This is a genomic window from Mesorhizobium sp. CA12 (assembly GCF_020165255.1).
GTDB lineage: Bacteria > Pseudomonadota > Alphaproteobacteria > Rhizobiales > Rhizobiaceae > Mesorhizobium.
This window is the reverse complement of record NZ_JAIUHT010000025.1, coordinates 44,267-62,052: the sequence shown is the minus strand read 5'-3', so window position 1 is coordinate 62,052 and position 17,786 is coordinate 44,267. Positions and strand designations below refer to the sequence as shown.

The 17,786-nt window shown below is 64.8% G+C and carries 17 protein-coding genes; 10 read left to right on the top strand and 7 right to left on the bottom strand.

Annotation, left to right across the window (positions count from 1 at the left end):
* Window position 1: 1 nt before the first annotated feature.
* On the bottom strand, window positions 2-1,015 hold the full coding sequence (gene gnd, locus LB520_RS27815) for a phosphogluconate dehydrogenase (NAD(+)-dependent, decarboxylating) (RefSeq protein ID WP_224640063.1): 1,014 nt from the start codon (window positions 1,013-1,015) through the stop codon (window positions 2-4).
* A gap of 50 nt (window positions 1,016-1,065) precedes the next feature.
* Complete coding sequence (locus tag LB520_RS27810; RefSeq protein WP_224640062.1) at window positions 1,066-3,477, bottom strand: glucan 1,4-alpha-glucosidase; 2,412 nt, start codon at window positions 3,475-3,477, stop codon at window positions 1,066-1,068.
* Window positions 3,478-3,660: 183 nt separating this feature from the next.
* Between LB520_RS27810 and LB520_RS27805 the strand changes: the two genes are divergently transcribed.
* Genes LB520_RS27805 through LB520_RS27790 form a run of 4 tightly spaced genes read left to right on the top strand, consistent with a single transcriptional unit; the run spans window position 3,661 to window position 8,117 of the window.
* On the top strand, window positions 3,661-4,677 hold the full coding sequence (locus tag LB520_RS27805; protein WP_095769596.1) for an ABC transporter substrate-binding protein: 1,017 nt from the start codon (window positions 3,661-3,663) through the stop codon (window positions 4,675-4,677).
* Between the two features lie 46 nt (window positions 4,678-4,723).
* The gene (locus tag LB520_RS27800) at window positions 4,724-6,187 is read left to right on the top strand and encodes a sugar ABC transporter ATP-binding protein (RefSeq protein WP_224640061.1); all 1,464 of its coding nucleotides are present in this window, start codon (window positions 4,724-4,726) and stop codon (window positions 6,185-6,187) included.
* A gap of 1 nt (window position 6,188) precedes the next feature.
* The gene (locus tag LB520_RS27795) at window positions 6,189-7,166 is read left to right on the top strand and encodes an ABC transporter permease (RefSeq protein WP_224531917.1); all 978 of its coding nucleotides are present in this window, start codon (window positions 6,189-6,191) and stop codon (window positions 7,164-7,166) included.
* A 3-nt stretch (window positions 7,167-7,169) separates the two neighbouring features.
* Complete coding sequence (locus LB520_RS27790; protein WP_224640060.1) at window positions 7,170-8,117, top strand: ABC transporter permease; 948 nt, start codon at window positions 7,170-7,172, stop codon at window positions 8,115-8,117.
* Window positions 8,118-8,119: 2 nt separating this feature from the next.
* On the opposite strand, the gene ppa is transcribed toward LB520_RS27790, so the two are convergent.
* From ppa to LB520_RS27765, 5 genes are all read right to left on the bottom strand, one after another.
* The gene (ppa, locus tag LB520_RS27785) at window positions 8,120-8,653 is read right to left on the bottom strand and encodes an inorganic diphosphatase (RefSeq protein ID WP_095769600.1); all 534 of its coding nucleotides are present in this window, start codon (window positions 8,651-8,653) and stop codon (window positions 8,120-8,122) included.
* Between the two features lie 122 nt (window positions 8,654-8,775).
* Complete coding sequence (locus tag LB520_RS27780; RefSeq protein ID WP_040991512.1) at window positions 8,776-9,285, bottom strand: GNAT family N-acetyltransferase; 510 nt, start codon at window positions 9,283-9,285, stop codon at window positions 8,776-8,778.
* A 425-nt stretch (window positions 9,286-9,710) separates the two neighbouring features.
* Window positions 9,711-10,349: a TPM domain-containing protein gene (locus LB520_RS27775; protein WP_224640059.1), complete on the bottom strand. Its 639-nt coding sequence runs from the start codon at window positions 10,347-10,349 to the stop codon at window positions 9,711-9,713.
* A gap of 6 nt (window positions 10,350-10,355) precedes the next feature.
* Entirely contained in the window at window positions 10,356-11,183 is an 828-nt protein-coding gene (locus tag LB520_RS27770) for a TPM domain-containing protein (RefSeq protein WP_224640058.1), read from the bottom strand.
* Window positions 11,184-11,226: 43 nt separating this feature from the next.
* Window positions 11,227-11,874, bottom strand: a complete 648-nt coding sequence (locus LB520_RS27765; protein ID WP_224640057.1) for a LemA family protein — start codon at window positions 11,872-11,874, stop codon at window positions 11,227-11,229.
* A gap of 242 nt (window positions 11,875-12,116) precedes the next feature.
* On the opposite strand from LB520_RS27765, the gene LB520_RS27760 reads away from it, so the two are divergent.
* The 6 genes from LB520_RS27760 to LB520_RS27735 all read left to right on the top strand — a co-directional run bounded on the left by LB520_RS27760 (window position 12,117) and on the right by LB520_RS27735 (window position 17,728).
* Complete coding sequence (locus LB520_RS27760; protein WP_224640056.1) at window positions 12,117-12,368, top strand: hypothetical protein; 252 nt, start codon at window positions 12,117-12,119, stop codon at window positions 12,366-12,368.
* Window positions 12,369-12,380: 12 nt separating this feature from the next.
* Entirely contained in the window at window positions 12,381-13,265 is an 885-nt protein-coding gene (gene pdxY / locus LB520_RS27755; protein ID WP_224611041.1) for a pyridoxal kinase PdxY, read from the top strand.
* Window positions 13,262-14,014, top strand: a complete 753-nt coding sequence (locus LB520_RS27750) for a DUF429 domain-containing protein (protein WP_224640055.1) — start codon at window positions 13,262-13,264, stop codon at window positions 14,012-14,014. The genes pdxY and LB520_RS27750 overlap by 4 nt, the downstream gene beginning before the upstream one ends.
* 163 nt (window positions 14,015-14,177) lie before the next feature.
* Window positions 14,178-14,819: a carbonic anhydrase gene (locus tag LB520_RS27745; protein ID WP_095769607.1), complete on the top strand. Its 642-nt coding sequence runs from the start codon at window positions 14,178-14,180 to the stop codon at window positions 14,817-14,819.
* A 55-nt stretch (window positions 14,820-14,874) separates the two neighbouring features.
* Window positions 14,875-15,246, top strand: coding sequence for a nuclear transport factor 2 family protein (locus tag LB520_RS27740; protein ID WP_224640054.1), 372 nt, complete (start codon window positions 14,875-14,877; stop codon window positions 15,244-15,246).
* Between the two features lie 433 nt (window positions 15,247-15,679).
* Window positions 15,680-17,728 (top strand): M3 family metallopeptidase, encoded by a 2,049-nt coding sequence (locus tag LB520_RS27735; protein ID WP_411969964.1) that lies wholly within the window; start codon window positions 15,680-15,682, stop codon window positions 17,726-17,728.
* Window positions 17,729-17,786 lie beyond the last annotated feature (58 nt).

Sequence of the window (17,786 nt, the reverse complement as noted above, 5' to 3'; positions counted from 1 at the left end):
TTCACGCGCCGGTCTTCGGCTTCTCGACATGGCCGCCGAAGGCATAGCGCATGGCGGACAGAAGCTTGTCGGCGAATTGCGATTCGCCTTGCGAGGAGAAGCGGTCGAACAGCGCAGAGGACAGCACCGGCGCCGGGACGCCGGTGTCGATCGCCGCCTTCAGCGTCCAGCGGCCTTCGCCGGAATCGGAGACACGGCCGCCGAACTGGGCGAGCGCCGGATCGTTCTTTAGCGCGCCGGCGGTGAGATCGAGCAGCCAGGAGCCGATGACGCTGCCGTGCCGCCAGACCTCGGCGACCTGCGGCAGGTCGATGTCGAACTGATAATATTGCGGATTTTCGAGCGGGCTGGTCTCGGCGTCGGCTGTGCGCTGCCTTTTGCCGGCATTTGCCGACTTCAGGATGTTCATGCCCTCGGCATAGGCGGCCATCACGCCATATTCGATGCCGTTATGCACCATCTTGACGAAGTGGCCGGCGCCGCTCGGTCCGCAATGAAGATAACCGAAGGGCGCCGTGCCGGCATCCTTGGGCGGATTGGCCCCCGCATCGGCGCCCGGCGCCAGCGTGGCAAAGATCGAATCGAGATGCTTCACAGCGTCATCGGGGCCGCCGATCATCAGGCAGTAGCCGCGCTCCAGGCCCCAGACGCCGCCGCTGGTGCCGACATCGACGAAGTTGATGCCCTTAACCGCCAGCTTGGCCGCCTGGTCGACGGCATCGTGATAATAGGAATTGCCGCCGTCGATGATGATGTCGCCCGGCTCCATCAGCGCTGCAACCTGGTCGACGATCCTGCCGGTGATCGCGGCCGGCAGCATCAGCCAGGCGCAGCGCGGCTTGGCGAGCTTGGCGACGAACTCCTCCAGCGAGGCGGCACCGACCGCGCCGTCCTTGACCATGCCGGCGACGCTTGCCGAATTGATGTCATAGACGACGCATTCATGACCGTCGCGCATCAGGCGCCGCACCATGTTGGCGCCCATCCTGCCCAGTCCCATCATTCCGATCTGCATGGTTTCATCCCGATTGCTTGAGGAAGGAGAACTACAATGGCCCTGCTGGATCACGATTGGGCGCCAATGCCGACGCTGAAGTCGACATTCTCCCAACGCATCGCCCCGGGCCAGAAAAAAGTGAAGACGATGGTGGTTCCCGGCTGCAGGCGGTTAACGGGCAAATCCACCAGGTGAATGCCGAACGCATTCTCGGTTGTCTTGCTGTCCTGCACGGTCAGCCATTTGTCGCTGCTCCAATGGACGACCCCGGGCGCCGACAATTCGACGCGCAGCGCCTTGCCGGCCGGAATGGAGCGGATCTTGTTGTTGAAGCGCCAGATCCTAAGCGGCGAGATCGTCTGGCCCTTGATATAACGTTCGACGCCTTGCGGCGGCAGGTCGAATACAACGCCGTCGCGCAGCGAGCGCAACAGCTTGATGTGCTCTGCATGCGCCCAGACCAGCGGCATGGCGCTGCCCGAAGGGGCGCCCAGCCGCAATTCGCGGTCTGGCATGTCGGGGCGATCCCAGACCTGCTCCGGCAGGAAGCCGCCGACGCCGGCCGAACGTTCGAAAGTCTCAAGGAGCTGCGCCGCCCTGTCCCCGCGGCCGGCTGCCAGTTCGTAATGGGCACGCTCGCCGGCGAGCAGCGGCCACGGCCGGCCCCGGCCGGTGCCGTCGAAAGGCGAGCCGTCCTCGTGCTCGCCATAGCCGTCGCCGGTATAGCGGTACCAGAGCGGCCCCTGCGGCAACTCGCAGCGCAGCTCGGCGTCGATGGCCTTGACGGTGTTGACGATGCGCGGGTCGTCCGCGGCCCTCAGGCCGAAGCGGACCAGCGCCAGCGCATCCGGGCTGATGATCGCCTCGGCGGGCTTGTCGGTGTCGCCCGGCGGCCGGTTCTTGATCGGCACGAAGCCGTCCTTCGGAGACGCGGCGCCGCCATTGTCGGGCGGCGCGATGCGGACATAATATCCGTCGATTCCCGCCTTGGTGCTTGCCTGCGTACCGGTCACATAGGTCCAGCGCTCGACTTGGTCGTTCCAGCAATCGGCGGTCTCGCGCAGATAGTTTGCCGGCTCATTTTTGCCGCAGGCTTCCAGCATGTCGGCGGCGGCGAGCAGGCTCGCTATTTCCACGGCCAGCGTGAACGGGCTGTAGCCGGCGTCCTCTTCCCAGCGGTCCTGGCCGGTGACCGGGCCGTTGCGCGCGACATAGGCGGCGGCGTTCTCGACCATGCCCATGAAGTCGGCGAGCTTCGCCTTCGGCAGATGGCCGGCACGGCGCAAGGCATCGGCGAGCAGCAGCGGAAAGGCGCATTCATCCATCTGGATGCCCGGCCAATAGGCGGTGCCGTCGGACCAGCAATTTTGCGGCCAGTGGCCGTCCGGCTGCTGGATCGAGCGCAGATAGGCGAGGATCTGCAGCGCCTGCCTGCCGTCGCCGGCCGCCAGGAAGCCGCCAGCCGTCTCGACCAGGTCGCGCGGCCAGACGAGATGATAGCCGCCGAGATCGTCGTCGCCCTTGTTGAAACCCCAGGGGATCGACAGGCTGGCGACCGCGGCGCCGGGCCTGGCTACCGACAGATGCGTCGCCAGCACCGCGCTGCTGACGCGGTAGGTGTTGAGACCGGAGGCTGCGTGGCGGTCGAGCTTTTCCAGTCCTGCCTGAAATGTCCGCCAGTTCTCGACATAAGTCTTCGCGGCCGGCTCGAAACCCTGTTGCAGACTTGCAAGCGCAAGGTCGGCGGCTTCCTCCGGCGAGGCGCCGAAGCCGAGCGCCAGCAAGGCGACCGTCCCGCCGGCCGAAAAGCCGATCTCGCCCGTAAGCGCGACATTGCCGTTTTCGGCTGCATGACAGGAAGTATCGAGCGCGCCGCTGTCGCGCAGCTGCTGCCAGCCGTCGGAGAAGCCGACATAGCCGGCCGAGCAGGCGCCCCAGGGCAAAGAGGAGGCGAGCGCGAGCGACACGCCGCGCCCTGTGGCGAAGAGAAGACGCTCCCCCTTGTGCTCGCCGATCCAGGCCGTGTTGCCCATGCCGGCGTTGACGAGGTGCGGCGCCAGCAGCGCGTAGACGCGATAATCAGCCAGCGAGCCCTTGATCGCGCTGAAACGCACTTCCTGCAGCAACACAGGTCGTTTCGAATCCGTAACGATGCGTTTTTCGATGCGGTAGGCGCCATCGGAAGCGGTGTTGCTGAACCTGTAGCCGGGCACCCCGTCCTCGAAAGGGTCGGCGGTGTGGGCCGCATCGCGTTTCTCTTCGGAAAAATAACCGTCGGGGCCGGTGACGATCAGTCCCAGGTCGCGCGTGCAGGCGCTGTCGAGGTGCGGATAATAGATTTCATTCAGGATGCCGTGGCTGGTGGTGAACCAGAGCGGGCTTTTTGCCGAAAGCGCGGTTCCGACGCCACTCTTGGCACTTGACGTCCAGCGCGCCGGAATTCCGGGCGCGCCTTTAGCAACGGTCGGCGTCACTGCCATGCACTGGCCTCCTGCCGCGTTCCTAGACCAGGAGTCGCCGTCTTTTCAATCGTCGCACCGCAAGTTGATCGAGCAGTGCCAATGCTTTGCAGTTGACAGCTTGCGGTTCCTCTGCATTTGTCTGACAATAGATAAAAAACAGAGAATTCGCGTTTAGTAGCAGCAACCTCGGGAGGAACCGATATGAAGAAACTGCTCGTATTGAGTGCATTTGCGGCGATGCTCGCCTCGGGCACCGCGCTTGCCGACACCAGCGGCAAGAAGATCGCCTTCTCCAACAATTATGCCGGCAATTCGTGGCGCCAGGCGATGCTCGACAGCTATGCGATCGTCACCAAGAAGGCGGTCGAGGACAAGGTGGTCGCGGCAGCGGATGTCTTCACCACCGCCGACAAGGAAGTGCCGACTCAGGCCGCCCAGGTGCAGAACCTGATCCTGCAGGGCTATGACGCCATCGTCATCAACGCCGCGTCGCCCGATGCGCTCAATGGCGCCATCAAGCAGGCCTGCGATGCCGGTATCGTCGTCGTCTCCTTCGACGGCATCGTGACCGAGCCTTGCGCCTACCGCGTCGTCGTCGACTTCAAGGACATGGGCAAGCAGGAAGTCGAGCAGATGGCCAAATTCCAGCCCAAGGGCGGCAATCTGCTGGAAATCCGCGGTCTCGCCGGCACCTCGATCGACGATGCCATCCATGCCGGTATCCTCGAGGGCGTCGCCGCCCATCCCGAGTTCAAGATCGTCGGTTCGGTGACGGGCGACTGGGACCAGACTACGGCGCAGAAGGCGGTGGCGACCATCCTGCCGTCGTTGCCGGATGTCGTCGGCATCGTCGACCAGGGCGGCGACGGCTATGGCGCCGCGCAGGCCTTCGCCGCGGCCGGCAAGCCACGCCCGACCATCATCATGGGCAACCGGCAGGACGAGCTGAAGTGGTGGAAGGAGCAGAAGGAGAAGGACGGCTACAAGACCTGGTCGGCCTCGATCGCGCCCGGCGTGTCGACGCTGGCCTTCTGGGTGGCGCAGCAGGTGCTCGACGGCCGCAAGGACATCCCGCATGACCTCCTGGTGCCCTATCTCGCCTTCACCCAGGACGATTTCGAGGCCGCGCTGCCGAAGATCAAGGAAGGCGGCGTCGCCACGCACGAATACACGCAGGAAGAAGCTATCGCGGCGATCAAGGCCAACATCAAGCAATAGCGGTGGGCACATTGCGGTCCGCATCGCCAACCGGATAAAGTTGAGGATGCTTCAGGCTATTGCGGATATCGTCAGGCTCAACGGCGCCGAAAAGCATTTCGGCGCCGTTCGGGCGCTTAACGGCGTCGACTTCCATGTCGGCGCCGGCGAATGCGTCGGGCTGGTCGGGCATAACGGTGCCGGCAAGTCGACGCTCATGCACATGGTGGCCGGCACGCTGCGGCCGGATGGCGGGCAGATCGCCGTGCGCGGCAATCAGGAAGCGAGCTATTCGGTGGCGCGCGCGCTCGAGCTTGGCATACGCTGCGTCTTCCAGGAGCTGTCGCTCTGCCCCAATCTCAGCGTCGCCGAGAATACCCGCATCAATCACCCCGCGCTCACCGGTTTCGGCTGGCGGCGCCGGGCCGCCGACCTCATCCGCGCCAAGCTGGACGAGATCTTCCCGGACCACGGCATTTCGGCGGACGACATCGCCGGCGACCTTTCGATCGGGCGGCGCCAGATGGTCGAGGTGGCGCGCGCCTTCACGCTGACCCGCGAACCCCTGCATCTGGTCATCCTCGACGAGCCGACCTCGTCGCTCGACGCGCATACGGCGGGCCAATTGCTTTCATTCGTGCGCCGCTTCGTGGCGGCCGGAGGCAGCTGCATCCTGATCTCGCATGTGCTGGGCGAGGTGCTGCAGAACGCCGACCGCATCGTGGTGATGCGCGACGGCAAGGTGGTCGCGGCCGATGCCGCGAGCGCGTTCGACCGCGACAGGCTGGTCGCGGCCATGGGCGGTGCCGAGGGACATCACAAAGCCGCCGCCGAGGCCCGCAAGACCGAGCCAGGAGCGCTCAGGGTGCGGGCACGCCCGGCCAGGCAGCAGGACGGCAAGGAGCTTGTCGCGCGCGCAGGCGAGATCATCGGTCTTGCGGGACTTGCCGGCCATGGCCAGACAGATCTTCTGCTGGCGATCTTCTCGGCCGCCTCGCGCGCCAGGATCGGCATCGAGGTCACCGCGCCGGTGGCGCTGGTCGCCGGCGACCGCCAGTCGGACGGCATCTTTTCGCAATGGTCGATCGCGCAGAATATCGGCATCCGCTCGCTGGCGCGGCTGCGCAACGGGCTGCTGATCTCGCCGCAGCGCGAGGCCGAGCTTGCCGAATTCTGGAAAAAGAAGATCGGCATCCGTACGCCGGACATGAACAACAACATCTATTCGCTGTCGGGCGGCAACCAGCAGAAGGCGCTGTTTGCCCGCGCGCTCGGCTCCGACGCAGAGATCGTGCTGATGGACGACCCGATGCGCGGGGTCGATATCGGCACCAAGCTCGAAGTCTACGACCTCGTGCGCGAGGAGGCCGCAAAGGGCCGGACCTTCCTCTGGTACACGACCGAGACCGAGGAGCTCGACAATTGCGACCATGTCTATGTTTTCAAGAACGGCCGCATCGTCGCCAATCTGCGGCGCGACGAGCTGACGGAGGAAAAGATCATCCAGTCCTCATTCGGCGATGCGGCCTGATATGACAGCGATCGCTCCCGGCACCGTTCCGAAAGCCTCGCCGCGCGGCAGCGCCGCCCGGGCGCGCATGCTGCGCGGCCTTTTGCCGGCTTTGTCGCTGGCGCTGGTGCTGATTGCGATTGCCTGGCTCAACCCGCGCGCCATCAGCTATTTCGGCTTCAACCTGATGCTCAACCTGGCGATCCCGATCGCGCTGGCGACGATCGCGCAGATGTTCGTCATCGCCGGCAACGAGCTCGACCTGTCGATAGGGACGTTCGTCGGATTCGTCGGCTGCGTCACCGCGACATGGCTGCGGGACGCGCCGCTCCTCGGCATTCTCGTGCTCATGGGTTCGATCGGCGTCTATGCATTGCTCGGCGCGCTGATCCACCTGCGCAATTTGCCTTCGATCGTGGTGACGCTCGGCATGAGCTTCGTCTGGCAGGGGCTTGCGATCCTGATCCTGCCCAAGCCCGGCGGCAAGGCGCCGGACTGGCTGCTGTCGATCCTGTCGTTCAAGCCGCCCTACATTCCGTTCCCGATCCTTGCCGCGCTGCTGATCGCCGCGGTCGTGCATTTCGGCCTGATGCGCACGTCCTACGGCGTCATCCTGCGCGGCTCAGGCGGCAATGCCGCGGCGCTGAGGCGCGCCGGCTGGTCGCTGCTCAAGACCAAGGTCGTGCTGTTCGCGTTGACCGGCCTGTTCGGCGTGCTCTCCGGCATGGCGCTGATCGGCATCACCACCTCGGCCGACGCCAATATCGGCAATGGCTATACGCTGCTTTCGATCGCCGGTGTCATTCTCGGCGGCGGCGAGTTCGTCGGCGGCCGGGTGTCGCCGATCGGCGCCGTCCTCGGCGCGCTGACATTGGCGCTGGCCGCCTCGCCGCTCTTGACCTTCATGCACATCCCGCCCGACTGGCAGGTGGCCGCCAACGGAGCGATCCTGATCATCGTGCTGGCGGCGCGGGTGCTGATCAGCCGCAGGGAGCGGTGAGCGATGACCTTGGTGCGGACGCTGCTTGAAAAACCCTGGATCTGGTCGTTCGTCGGCGCTCTGGTCGTCTGGCTGGCGACGATTGCCTTCACTGGCGGCTACGGCGCCGGCGGCATGGTCACGGCGGCGCTCTCGCTTGCCGTCTTCACCGTCATCGTCGGCGTCGGCCAGATGTTCGTCATCACGCTGGGACCCGGCAATGTCGACCTGTCGCTGCCGGCCAATATCGGGCTGGCCAGCGCGGTCGCCATGAAGGTGATGGGCGGCAGCGACGCCATGATCGTCGTCGGGCTGCTGGCGGCACTTGCCTGCGGTGCTGCGATCGGCGCGATCAACTATCTGCTGATCTGGGCGCTGCGCATCCCGCCGATCATCGCGACGCTGTCGGCGAGCTTCATCATCCAGTCGGTCGACATCAGCTACGGCCGCGGCCTGCAGATCAAGCCGCCGCCGGGCTTTGCCGATTTCACCAACTGGCAGGTGCTGGGCATTCCGGTGCTGGCGATGCTGACGGTGATCTTCACCATAGGCGCCGCGCTGGCGCTGCAGCGCATGATCTACGGCCGCTCGGTGCTGGCGATCGGCCAGAACATCCGCGCCGCCTGGCTTGCCGGCGTCCATGTCGGTCGCATCCGCTTCCTCACCTACACGCTGTGCGGCGCGCTGGGCGGCATCGACGGGGCGCTGCTTGCCGGCTATTTCCGCGGCGCCAATGTCGATATCGGCAACGAATACCTGCTCGCCTCGATCGCGGTCGTGGTCATCGGCGGCACCTCGGTCGCCGGCGGCAAGGCCAATGTGCCGGGCGTCTGGGGCGCCGGCCTGTTCCTGGTGCTCCTGCTCACCATGCTCAACACGTTCGGCGTCAGCGCCGGCGTGCGGCTGGTGCTGACCGGGCTGATCATCGTCGGGGTGATCACGGCGGCCGGCGGCGAGAAGGCCGTTCGGTAGTCTTATTTGGCTGTCTTGGCGCGCGCGATCGCGTCGACGATCATCTTCTTGGCATATTTGGAATCGTGCCAGCCCTCGATCTTGACCCATTTGCCGGGCTCGAGATCCTTGTAGTGCTCGAAGAAGTGCTGCACCTGCTGGCGCGTGATCTCGGGCAAATGCGTGTATTCGGTGACGTTCTCGTAGCGCAGCGTCAGCTTGGGCGAGGGAACGGCGATCACCTTCTCGTCCTGGCCGGCATTGTCTTCCATGATCAAGACGCCGATCGGCCGCACATTGATGACGCAGCCCGGCACCAGCGCCCGGGTGTTGCAGACCAGAACGTCGATCGGGTCGCCGTCGCCCGACAGCGTGTGCGGCACGAAGCCGTAATTGCCCGGATAGCGCATCGAGGTGTGCAGGAAGCGGTCGACGAACAGGGTGCCGGCCTCCTTGTCCATTTCGTATTTGATCGGCTCGCCGCCGATCGGCACCTCGATGATGACGTTGACGTCCTCAGGCGGGTTCTTTCCTGTGGGCACGGCTTCGATACGCATGGCTAAATCCCTCTCTCGATTGCAAGACCGATAGCGGGCGAAACGTCATGGTGCAATGCGGCGAATGGCACTGAACGCCAATGGAAGCGCACAGTTTGTGATGGCGTGTAACCTAGGCGACGTCAGTCATTCCAGACGAAAGCCACTTTCTTGAGCGCCTTCTGCTCGAAGACCTCGACGCCTTCGGCGATATCGCGGCCGCCATTGCCGGCGTAGAAGGCCAAGGCGTTGTGATTGTCCTCCAGCGCCCAGACCACCAGGCCGCGCAGGCCGTGGTCGGCGAGCCGGGCCTTGGCCGCCTTGAACAGCCGGCTGCCGAGCCCGATGCCCTGATATTCCGGACGAAGATAGAGCTCGTAGATCTCGCCCTGCTGGCGGAGTTCGCGGGCGCGGTTCTTGCCGATCGTGGCATAGCCGGCGACCGTTCCGCCGATCTCGACGACCAGCACGGTGGCGGCGCGGCGAATCGCGTTGGCCCACCAATCGACGCCGCGACGGTTGATCATCGAGGTCAGCGTGCGATGCGGGATGATGCCCGAATAGGCGCCGCGCCAGGCCTGCTGGTGCACCTCGGCGATGGCGCTCGCGTCGCGCGGTTCTGCCTTCCGGATGTCGATCGTCAGCGTGTTCATGGTTGGTTAACCATAAACCCGCCTCGGGCAATTGCAAAGAGTCCGCCAACATGCCTCCTCGCTTTCGCACAGGCGAAAGGTGGGTGCGCCGACGAGGCGTTCATTTCCGTAAAATCAGCGCAAACGCCGGAGATTGGCTGAAGCCGCCCAACCTCGTCATTCTATGGCGGAGCAAGGAGCGAAGCGACGCGGCGCAGACCCTAGAATCCATGCCGTGACCTTAAGGCGTTGCCACGGCGCAGAATTCTGCTCCGTTGCACGCTGTGGCGAAGGTAACGGCATGGATTCTAGGGTCTTCGCGACGGAGCTCCGCTCCTGCTCCGCCCTAGAATGACGATCGCGATGGGCGTTTCGGCCAATCTCCAAGGCGTGTCGCCTGCCGACGCAACAGAGCCGACCGGTCAAGATCCCAATACGGGAACTAGTCAGATTTCGACGAGATGATCATCGAGCTCGTTGGTGTCGCCTTCGGTGACCGGGAAATGCTCGGCGAGCACCGCGCCGACCGTGCCGATAGCCTTGACGAAGCCGTCGGCCAGCCGGTCGTCACCGGCATGTCTGGTCAGATCGCCCACCACGCCGTCCCAGACATGCTGGCCGACCTTGGCGTCGATACCGGAATCGGCGACGACCTCGGCATAGCGCTCGGCAACGGAGACGAAGATGAGCACGCCGGTGCGCGCGCTCGTGCGGTGGACGTTGCGGGCCAGGAACTGCTTCATCGCATTGTCGTGCGCCGCCTGATAGCGCAGCCTTCTCGGCACGAAATGAATGCGCAAGGTGGGCAGGAACCAGAGCAAAACGAGCGCCGAGGTCAGCGCCAGCGCTTGCGCCAGCACGAAATGCGGCAGCCGTATGGACAGCCACCATGCCTCCAGCCCATAGGCGACGGCAAGGCTGGCGACGAACACGCCGATCGTCGTCGTGAACGCGGCCGGAAAGAAGTAGCCGTCGCTGGCCCGAGCGACGACGCAGTAGATCTCGCCGTCGGTCTTCAACTCGGCGGCGCGGATCGCCTCGGCGATGCGGTCATGGTCCTCGGCGGTGATCGGTCGCGTTGCCATGATGCCTCACCAGCTTCCCGAAGAGCCGCCGCCGCCGGACGAGCCGCCGCCGCCGGAAAACCCGCCACCGCCGCCGCCCGAGGACCAGCCACCGCCGCCCGACGACCAGCCTCCGCCCCCGGACGACCAGCCGCCCGAGGAAGAGCGCCGGTTCTGATCGAAAGTCATCCCCAGCCAGCGATAGCGGCCGGGTCCGATCTTCTGGCCGAAGATCGGCGGCAGCACCGTCATCGCGATGCCGCCGAAGAAGATCAGCGCCCAGATGGTGATGAAGATGGCGAAGAACAGGTCGTCTGAATTGAACGGCGCCTGCTCGTTGCGCTTGCCGCGCGCTTCCAGCTCCTCCGGATTGCCCTCCAGGACCATGATCATGTCGTCGACGGCCTTGGTGATGCCGCCGGAGAAATCGCCGGCGCGGAAGGCCGGCACCATGTCGTTCTCGATGATCAGCTTGGTGTGCAGGTCGGTCAGCGTGCCTTCCAGCCCGTAGCCGACCTCGATGCGCATCTTGCGGTCGTTGGGCGCGACCAAGAGCAGCACGCCGTTGTTTTCCTTGGCCTGGCCGAGCTTCCAGAAGCGGAACAGCCGGTTGGCGTAAGGCTCGATCTCCTCGCCGCCGAGGCTGGGTATGGTGGCGACGACGATCTGGTCGGAGCCTTTTGTCTCGAAGTCGGCGAGCTTCTGCGTCAGCGCCGCGCGCGTGCCGGCATCGATGATGCCGGCATTGTCGACGACGCGGCCGGTGAGGGCGGGAAGGTCGGCGGCGAGGGCGGCGAGGGGGAGGAGGAGGAGAAAGGCAAGAAGTCCGACAAAGGCGAGGTGGCCGCGAGGCACCCCCCTCTGGCCTGCAAGCTCGATTAATTTTCAGCCGAGTTTCTCACCCGCCCTGCTTGGTGGTGCCCGTGCCGAAATCGACCTTCGGCACCTGCATCTTGTCTTCCTCGACGGTGAAGTTCGCGAAGGGCTCGTTGCCGCGGAACCAGAAGGTCGCCCACAGGACCGAGGGGAAGGTCCTCAGCGTCAGATTATAGTCCCTGACCGCCTGGATGTAATCGCGCCGCGCCACCGCGATGCGGTTCTCGGTGCCTTCGAGCTGCGCTTGCAGCGCGAGAAAATTCTGGTTCGCCTTGAGGTCGGGATAGGCTTCCGACACCGCGATCAGCCGCGACAGCGCGCTGGTCAGCCCGGCCTGGGCATCCTGGAACTTCTTCAGCGCCTCGGGATCCTTCAGCGTGTCGGGCGTCACCGTGATCTGCGTTGCCTTGGCGCGCGCCTGGACGACCGCGTCGAGCGTATCCTTTTCATGCGAGGCATAGCCCTTCACCGTCTCGACCAGGTTCGGGATCAGGTCGGAACGACGCTGATACTGGTTGAGCACCTCGCTCCAGGCCGCATGGGCGTTCTCTTCCGCCGTCGGGATGGTGTTGTAGCCGCAGCCGGCAAGCAGCGGCAGCACGAAAACCATCATCAGGAAGGCGGCAAGGCTGCGGAAGGGGGAGGCTAGTGAGAGGCGCTCGGCAATCATGATTGGTCCCTCGACAGAAGTTGCGCGCGAAGCATTACCACAATCCACGCGTAAGAAAATGTCCGGCCGATGACGCCTGCTCCGGCTCGGGCGCGAGCCCCTGTGAATAGTCGAGCGAACAGGATTTGATCGTCTTGTTTGACGCCATTCCGGCCGGAAGGCTACGGCGAAGTAAGCCGAGCCTAAACGCTTCGCACTTTTCCTGGAATTGCTCTAAGGTCCGGGCAGGAAAGGCAATTGCCATGGCCGAGCGCCGGGACGACGAGACCGAATCGCGCCGCATCCTCGAACGCGTGGCGCGCGAGACGGAGCCGGGCGGCGCGTCGTTCATCGTCCGCACGGCGAAGGACGCGCGTGACCGCGTGACCGCCGCCGACACCGACCGCACCGATCCCATCGAATATTGGGGAACCCGCATTGGCCGAACGCTCGGCTTCCTCATTGCCATTGGGCTATTGGCCTGGCTGGTGTATGCCGCAACGCGTGGCGGCTAGGAACAGATTTCCATGAGTGCAGAAAAAATCGACGCGCCGCGCGCGGTCATCGTCATCTCCAGCCATGTCGCCCGCGGTTCGGTCGGCAACCGCGCCGCCGTCTTCGCGCTGGAGACGCTGGGCTTCCCGGTCTGGGCGGTGCCGACCGTCATCCTGCCCTGGCATCCGGGCCACAGCCGGGCCACGCGCATCGTTCCGCCGCTCGATCAGTTCAAGGCGCTGATGGCCGATCTCGAGCGCGCGCCCTGGTTGGGCGAGGTGAGGGCCGTGTTGTCGGGCTATCTCGGCGAGGCCGGCCAGGCCGACGCGGTCGCCTCGCTGGTCGCCGCCGTCAAGGAAAAGACGCCGAACGCGCTTTACATCTGCGACCCGGTGATGGGCGATTCGGGCGGGCTCTACGTGCCCGAGCCGACGGCCGTCGCCATGCGCGACAAATTGATGCCGATCGCGGATATCGCCACGCCGAACCGCTATGAACTGGAATGGATGGCGGGCGCGCCGCTGCCCGACATCAAGGCGGTGACGGCGGCGGCACTTCATGCCGGGCCTTCGACCATGCTGGTGACCTCGGCGCCCGCGATGATGGCGGGCGGCACCGGCAATTTCCTGCTCGACGGCAGCCAGGCGCTGCTTGCCGAGCACCGCGTGATCGAGAAGCCGCCGAACGGGCTTGGCGACCTGACTGCGGCCGTCTATCTGGCGCGCGTTCTGTCCGGCCAGCCGCCGGTCAAGGCGCTGCAATCGACCACCGCCGCCGTCTACGAGATCCTCGCTCGCACCGCGAAGCGCGGCGGCGACGAGCTGCAGCTCGAAACCGACGCGCAGAGCCTGTCGCACCCCATGGCCATGGTGCAGTTGCGCCATCTCTTGCATCCCGGGCGGGACAAGCGGGCGTGAAGCTCGCAGGCGTCGACGGCTGCAAGGCCGGCTGGATCGCTGTCCACCGCCAAGCGGACGCCGTGCCATCGGTCTCGGTCTTCCCAAGCTTCCAGGCGCTGCTCGACGCGCTGCCCGATGCCACGATCGCAGTCGACATGCCGATCGGCCTGCCGGATTTTTCGCGCAAGGGAGGCCGCGGGCCGGAGGCGCTGGTGCGGCCGCTGCTCGGGGCGCGGCAATCCAGCGTGTTCGCCATCCCCTCGCGGGCGGCACTCTATGCCGATACCAGCGACTTCACCACGATCGAGGCCTGGCATGCCGCGCATCGGCTGGCAAGCGCGGCGGCATTGGCAACCTCGGATCCGCCGCGCGGCGTTTCCATCCAGGCCTTCGGCATCTTTTCGAAGATCCGTGAGATCGATCAGCTGTTGATCTCGCGGCCCGATTTGCGTGGCCGCATCTTCGAATCGCATCCGGAAGTGGCGTTCTGCCGGCTGAACGGCGGCACGGCGATGGCCTTGCCGAAGAAGATCAAGGGAGCGGTTAACCCGGCCGGCATGGAGGAGCGCAAGGCACTGCTTTGCCGGCACGGCTACGAAAACGCCTTCCTCGATCAGGCGCCGCCGCGGGGCGCGGCGAGCGACGACTTCCTCGACGCGGCGGCGATGATGCTGATTGCCGGGCGTATCGCCGGCGGCGAGGCGCGGCCTTCGCCTGATCCGCCGCTGGTGGATCGTTTCGGCATTCCCGTTGCCATCTGGGTGTGACGAAGCCATGAATGCCGCATCGCGATTGCGACGGGCTCATCCGCAATTCGGCATTGCTCGCGACCGACTTTTGCCGCTAGAGGCTTTGTCAGACTTCAGGCAGACATCGCTCGAACACCCACATTCGTGCGCATCCAACCCGGAAAGGGCCCAGACGCCGCCCATGCCTCACCTCCCTGAGCACCTCCTCGCCGGCTATCGCAACTTCATGGCCGGCCGCTATCCCTCGGAAAGCGACCGCTATCGCTCTCTGGCGCGCGAAGGCCAGGCGCCGGAAACGATGATCGTCGCCTGCTGCGATTCCCGCTCAGCCCCGGAGGCGATCTTCGACGCCGGGCCGGGCGAGCTCTTCGTGCTGCGCAATGTCGCCAATCTGGTGCCGCCCTACGAGCCGGACGGCGAATATCACTCGACATCGGCCGCGCTCGAATTCGCCGTGCAGAGCCTGAAGGTGAGGAACATCGTGGTGATGGGCCACGGCCGCTGCGGCGGCATCCGTGCCGCGCTCGACACCAATTCCTCGCCCCTGTCGCCCGGCGACTTCATCGGCAAATGGATGAGCCTGATCGCGCCGGCCGCCGAGACCGTGGCCTCCAGTACCATGATGACGGCGACCGAGCGCCAGACGGCGCTGGAGCGTATTTCAGTCCGCTATTCGATCGCCAATCTCAGGACCTTTCCCTGCGTCTCGATCCTCGAAGGCAAGGGCAAGCTCTCGCTCTACGGCGCATGGTTCGACATCTCGACCGGGGAGCTGTGGGTGATGAACAAGGAAACCGGCGATTTCGAGCGGCCTGAGTTGTGACGGAGGGATAATGCACCGGAGCCGGTGGAGGTTCTTTCTCGCGGCGGCGCTGTTCATGTCCACGGTCGCCCGCGCCAGCGCCGATGACGGCGCCATCATCGATCGCTGGTATTCGGCGCTGCTGACCGCCGACAGGGCCGAATTGTTCGAATTGCTTGCCGACGACGTGCGCATGAAGCTGGACGACATCGGCGTCGTGCAGACCAAACAGGATTTCATCGCCTCGATCGACGAATGGCAGGGCGCGGTGACGGGCGCCGCGATCCGTCATCGCATTGAAAAGAGCGAGAATGGCGAGACCACGGTGCTCGCCTGCTACGACTTCCCCAGCAACGACATGCTGATGCGCGAGACTTTTACCATCGCTGGCGGGCGCATCGTCGTCAGCACGCAGACGGCGGTGGCGCAGGATTGCAGCGGCTATTAGTGTTTGTGTTGGTAGGCGGCATGCTTGAAGATTGGCTGACGCGCTTGTCAGGTCGTCATTCTAGGGCGGAGCAAGGAGCGAAGCGACGCGCGCAGACCCTAGAATCCATTCCGTGACTTCCGAGCGTTGCCACGTGCAGAATTCTGCTCCGCTGCGTTCCTCGGCCAAGGTCACGGAATGGATCCTCGGGTCTGCGCTCCGCTTCGCGTCGCTCCGCCCGTGGATGACGAGGTTGAGAGGCTTCAGCCAATCTCCAGCGTTTGCGATGAACCAGCGCATTTCACCGTTTCAGGGAAAACGGCGAACCGCCTTGTCCCTTGAACGGTCTAAGGCGAAGCATGGAGCGACCCTTGTTGCGCGCTGCGTAGCATCGTCCTACATCCGGGGCAGCCTGCCGCTCCCAATTCACCGAACTCCCCTATTGGATCTGTCCATGTCAAAAACCGTCGATCTCGCCGCCCATCCGCTGACCGTCTGGCAAGGGCCGCTAGGCCTGCCGGATTTCTCGCGAATCGGCGACAATGATTTCGGGCCGGTCTTCGACGCGGCGCTGGCGGCGCATCAGGCCGAGATCGACGCGATCGCCGGCAACAGCGAGATGCCGACCGTCGAGAACACGCTTGCCGCGCTCGAGCTTGCCGGCGAGGCGCTCGACCGTGTCTCGTCGATCTTCTGGTGCCGTGCCGGCGCTCATACCAACGACACGCTCCAGGCGATGGAGCGCGAGGTTTCGCCAAAGATGTCGCGGCATTTCTCGGCGATCTCGATGAACGAAAAACTGTTTGCCCGTATCGACGATCTCTACCAGCGGCGCGACAGCCTCAAGCTTGATGCCGAGACGCTGCGTGTCCTGGAAAAGACCTGGAAGGGCTTTGTCCGCTCGGGCGCCAAGCTCGATGCCGACGGCAAGAAGCGGCTCGCGGCAATCAACGAGGAACTCTCCTCGCTCGGCACCAAATTCGGCCAGAACGTGCTCGCCGACGAGCGCGACTGGGCGCTGTTCCTCGACGAGGCCGACCTTGCCGGCCTGCCGGACTTTTTGAAGAGCGCCATGGCGGAAGCGGCCGAGATGCGCGGCCAGAAGGGCCGCTATGCGGTGACGCTGTCGCGATCGATCTACGAGCCGTTCTCGACCTTCTCGGAGCGCCGCGACCTGCGTTGGATCGCGTTCAAAGCCTTCATCATGCGCGGCCAGAATGGCGGCGCCTCCGACAACACCGATGTGGTGCGCGACATGCTGAAGCTGCGCGCCGAGAAGGCGAAGCTGCTGGGCTACGATTCTTTCGCGGCGCTGAAGCTCGACGACACGATGGCGAAGACGCCGAGGGCCGTGCACGAGCTGCTCGATCCGGTGTGGGAAAAAGCCCTGGAAAAAGCGGCCGCCGACCAGAAGGAGCTGGAGCGGCTGGCCGCGGAAGCCGGCAGCAACGAGAAATTCGCGGCCTGGGACTGGCGCTTCTACCAGGAGAAGCTGCGTGCCGAGAAATTCGCCTTTGATGAGGCGGAGCTGAAGCCTTACCTGCAGCTCGAACGTGTCATCGAAGCCTGCTTCGATGTCGCGACACGCCTGTTCAGCATTACCTTCGAAGAGAAGAAGGGCATAACAGCCTGGCATCCCGATGCGCGTGTTTTCGTGGTGAAGAATGCCGACGGCAGCGAACGCGGCCTGTTCCTCGCCGATTATTTCGCGCGGCCCTCAAAACGCTCCGGCGCCTGGATGAGCGCGCTGCGGTCGGGCTATAAGCTTGGCCCGGGCGCCAAGCCGGTGATCTACAACATCATGAATTTCGCCAAGCCGCCGGCCGGCGAGGCGGCGCTTCTGTCGGTCGACGAGGCGAAGACGCTGTTCCACGAGTTCGGCCATGCGCTGCACGGGATGCTGACCGACGTCACCTGGCCGTCGGTCTCCGGCACTTCGGTCAGCCGCGACTTCGTCGAACTGCCCTCGCAGCTCTATGAGCACTGGCTGACCGTGCCGGCGGTGCTGGAAAAGCATGCGCTGCACGTCAAGACGGGCAAACCGATGCCGAAGGCGCTGCTCGACAAGATGCTCGCCGCCCGCACCTTCGGCGCCGGTTTCGCCACGGTTGAGTTCACCGCCTCGGCGTTGATCGACATGGCCTATCACGCGCGGCCGGACGCGCCCGCCGAGCCGCTTCGATACGAGGCGGAAACGCTGGAAAAGCTGCATATGCCCGACACGATCGCGATGCGCCACCGCACCCCGCATTTCGGCCATGTCTTCGCCGGCGACGGATATTCAGCCGGCTATTATTCCTACATGTGGTCGGAAGTGCTCGACGCCGACGCCTTCTCGGCTTTCGAGGAGACGGGCGATGCCTTCAATCCGGAACTCGCCGAGCGGCTGCGGAAGAACATCTATGCCGCGGGCGGGTCGAAGGATCCGGAGGAGCTTTACACGGCATTCCGGGGGAAAATGCCGTCGCCTGAGGCGATGATGGCGAAGCGAGGGCTGGTGTAGCGCCTTTTTTCCTTCTCCCCTTGTGGGAGAAGGTGGATCGGCGCGCAGCGCCGAGACG

Excerpts from the sequence above, each read along its gene's own strand:
- LB520_RS27800 (WP_224640061.1), top strand. The coding sequence starts at position 4,724 with ATGCTTCAGGCTATTGCGGATATCGTCAGGCTCAACGGCGCCGAAAAG.
- pdxY (WP_224611041.1), top strand. The coding sequence starts at position 12,381 with ATGAGTGCAGAAAAAATCGACGCGCCGCGCGCGGTCATCGTCATCTCC.
- LB520_RS27760 (WP_224640056.1), top strand. The coding sequence starts at position 12,117 with ATGGCCGAGCGCCGGGACGACGAGACCGAATCGCGCCGCATCCTCGAA.
- LB520_RS27775 (WP_224640059.1), bottom strand. The coding sequence starts at position 10,349 with ATGGCAACGCGACCGATCACCGCCGAGGACCATGACCGCATCGCCGAG.
- LB520_RS27810 (WP_224640062.1), bottom strand. The coding sequence starts at position 3,477 with ATGGCAGTGACGCCGACCGTTGCTAAAGGCGCGCCCGGAATTCCGGCG.
- LB520_RS27740 (WP_224640054.1), top strand. The coding sequence starts at position 14,875 with ATGTCCACGGTCGCCCGCGCCAGCGCCGATGACGGCGCCATCATCGAT.
- gnd (WP_224640063.1), bottom strand. The coding sequence starts at position 1,015 with ATGCAGATCGGAATGATGGGACTGGGCAGGATGGGCGCCAACATGGTG.
- LB520_RS27765 (WP_224640057.1), bottom strand. The coding sequence starts at position 11,874 with ATGATTGCCGAGCGCCTCTCACTAGCCTCCCCCTTCCGCAGCCTTGCC.
- LB520_RS27790 (WP_224640060.1), top strand. The coding sequence starts at position 7,170 with ATGACCTTGGTGCGGACGCTGCTTGAAAAACCCTGGATCTGGTCGTTC.
- LB520_RS27805 (WP_095769596.1), top strand. The coding sequence starts at position 3,661 with ATGAAGAAACTGCTCGTATTGAGTGCATTTGCGGCGATGCTCGCCTCG.
- LB520_RS27795 (WP_224531917.1), top strand. The coding sequence starts at position 6,189 with ATGACAGCGATCGCTCCCGGCACCGTTCCGAAAGCCTCGCCGCGCGGC.
- LB520_RS27780 (WP_040991512.1), bottom strand. The coding sequence starts at position 9,285 with ATGAACACGCTGACGATCGACATCCGGAAGGCAGAACCGCGCGACGCG.
- LB520_RS27745 (WP_095769607.1), top strand. The coding sequence starts at position 14,178 with ATGCCTCACCTCCCTGAGCACCTCCTCGCCGGCTATCGCAACTTCATG.
- LB520_RS27735 (WP_411969964.1), top strand. The coding sequence starts at position 15,680 with ATGTCAAAAACCGTCGATCTCGCCGCCCATCCGCTGACCGTCTGGCAA.
- ppa (WP_095769600.1), bottom strand. The coding sequence starts at position 8,653 with ATGCGTATCGAAGCCGTGCCCACAGGAAAGAACCCGCCTGAGGACGTC.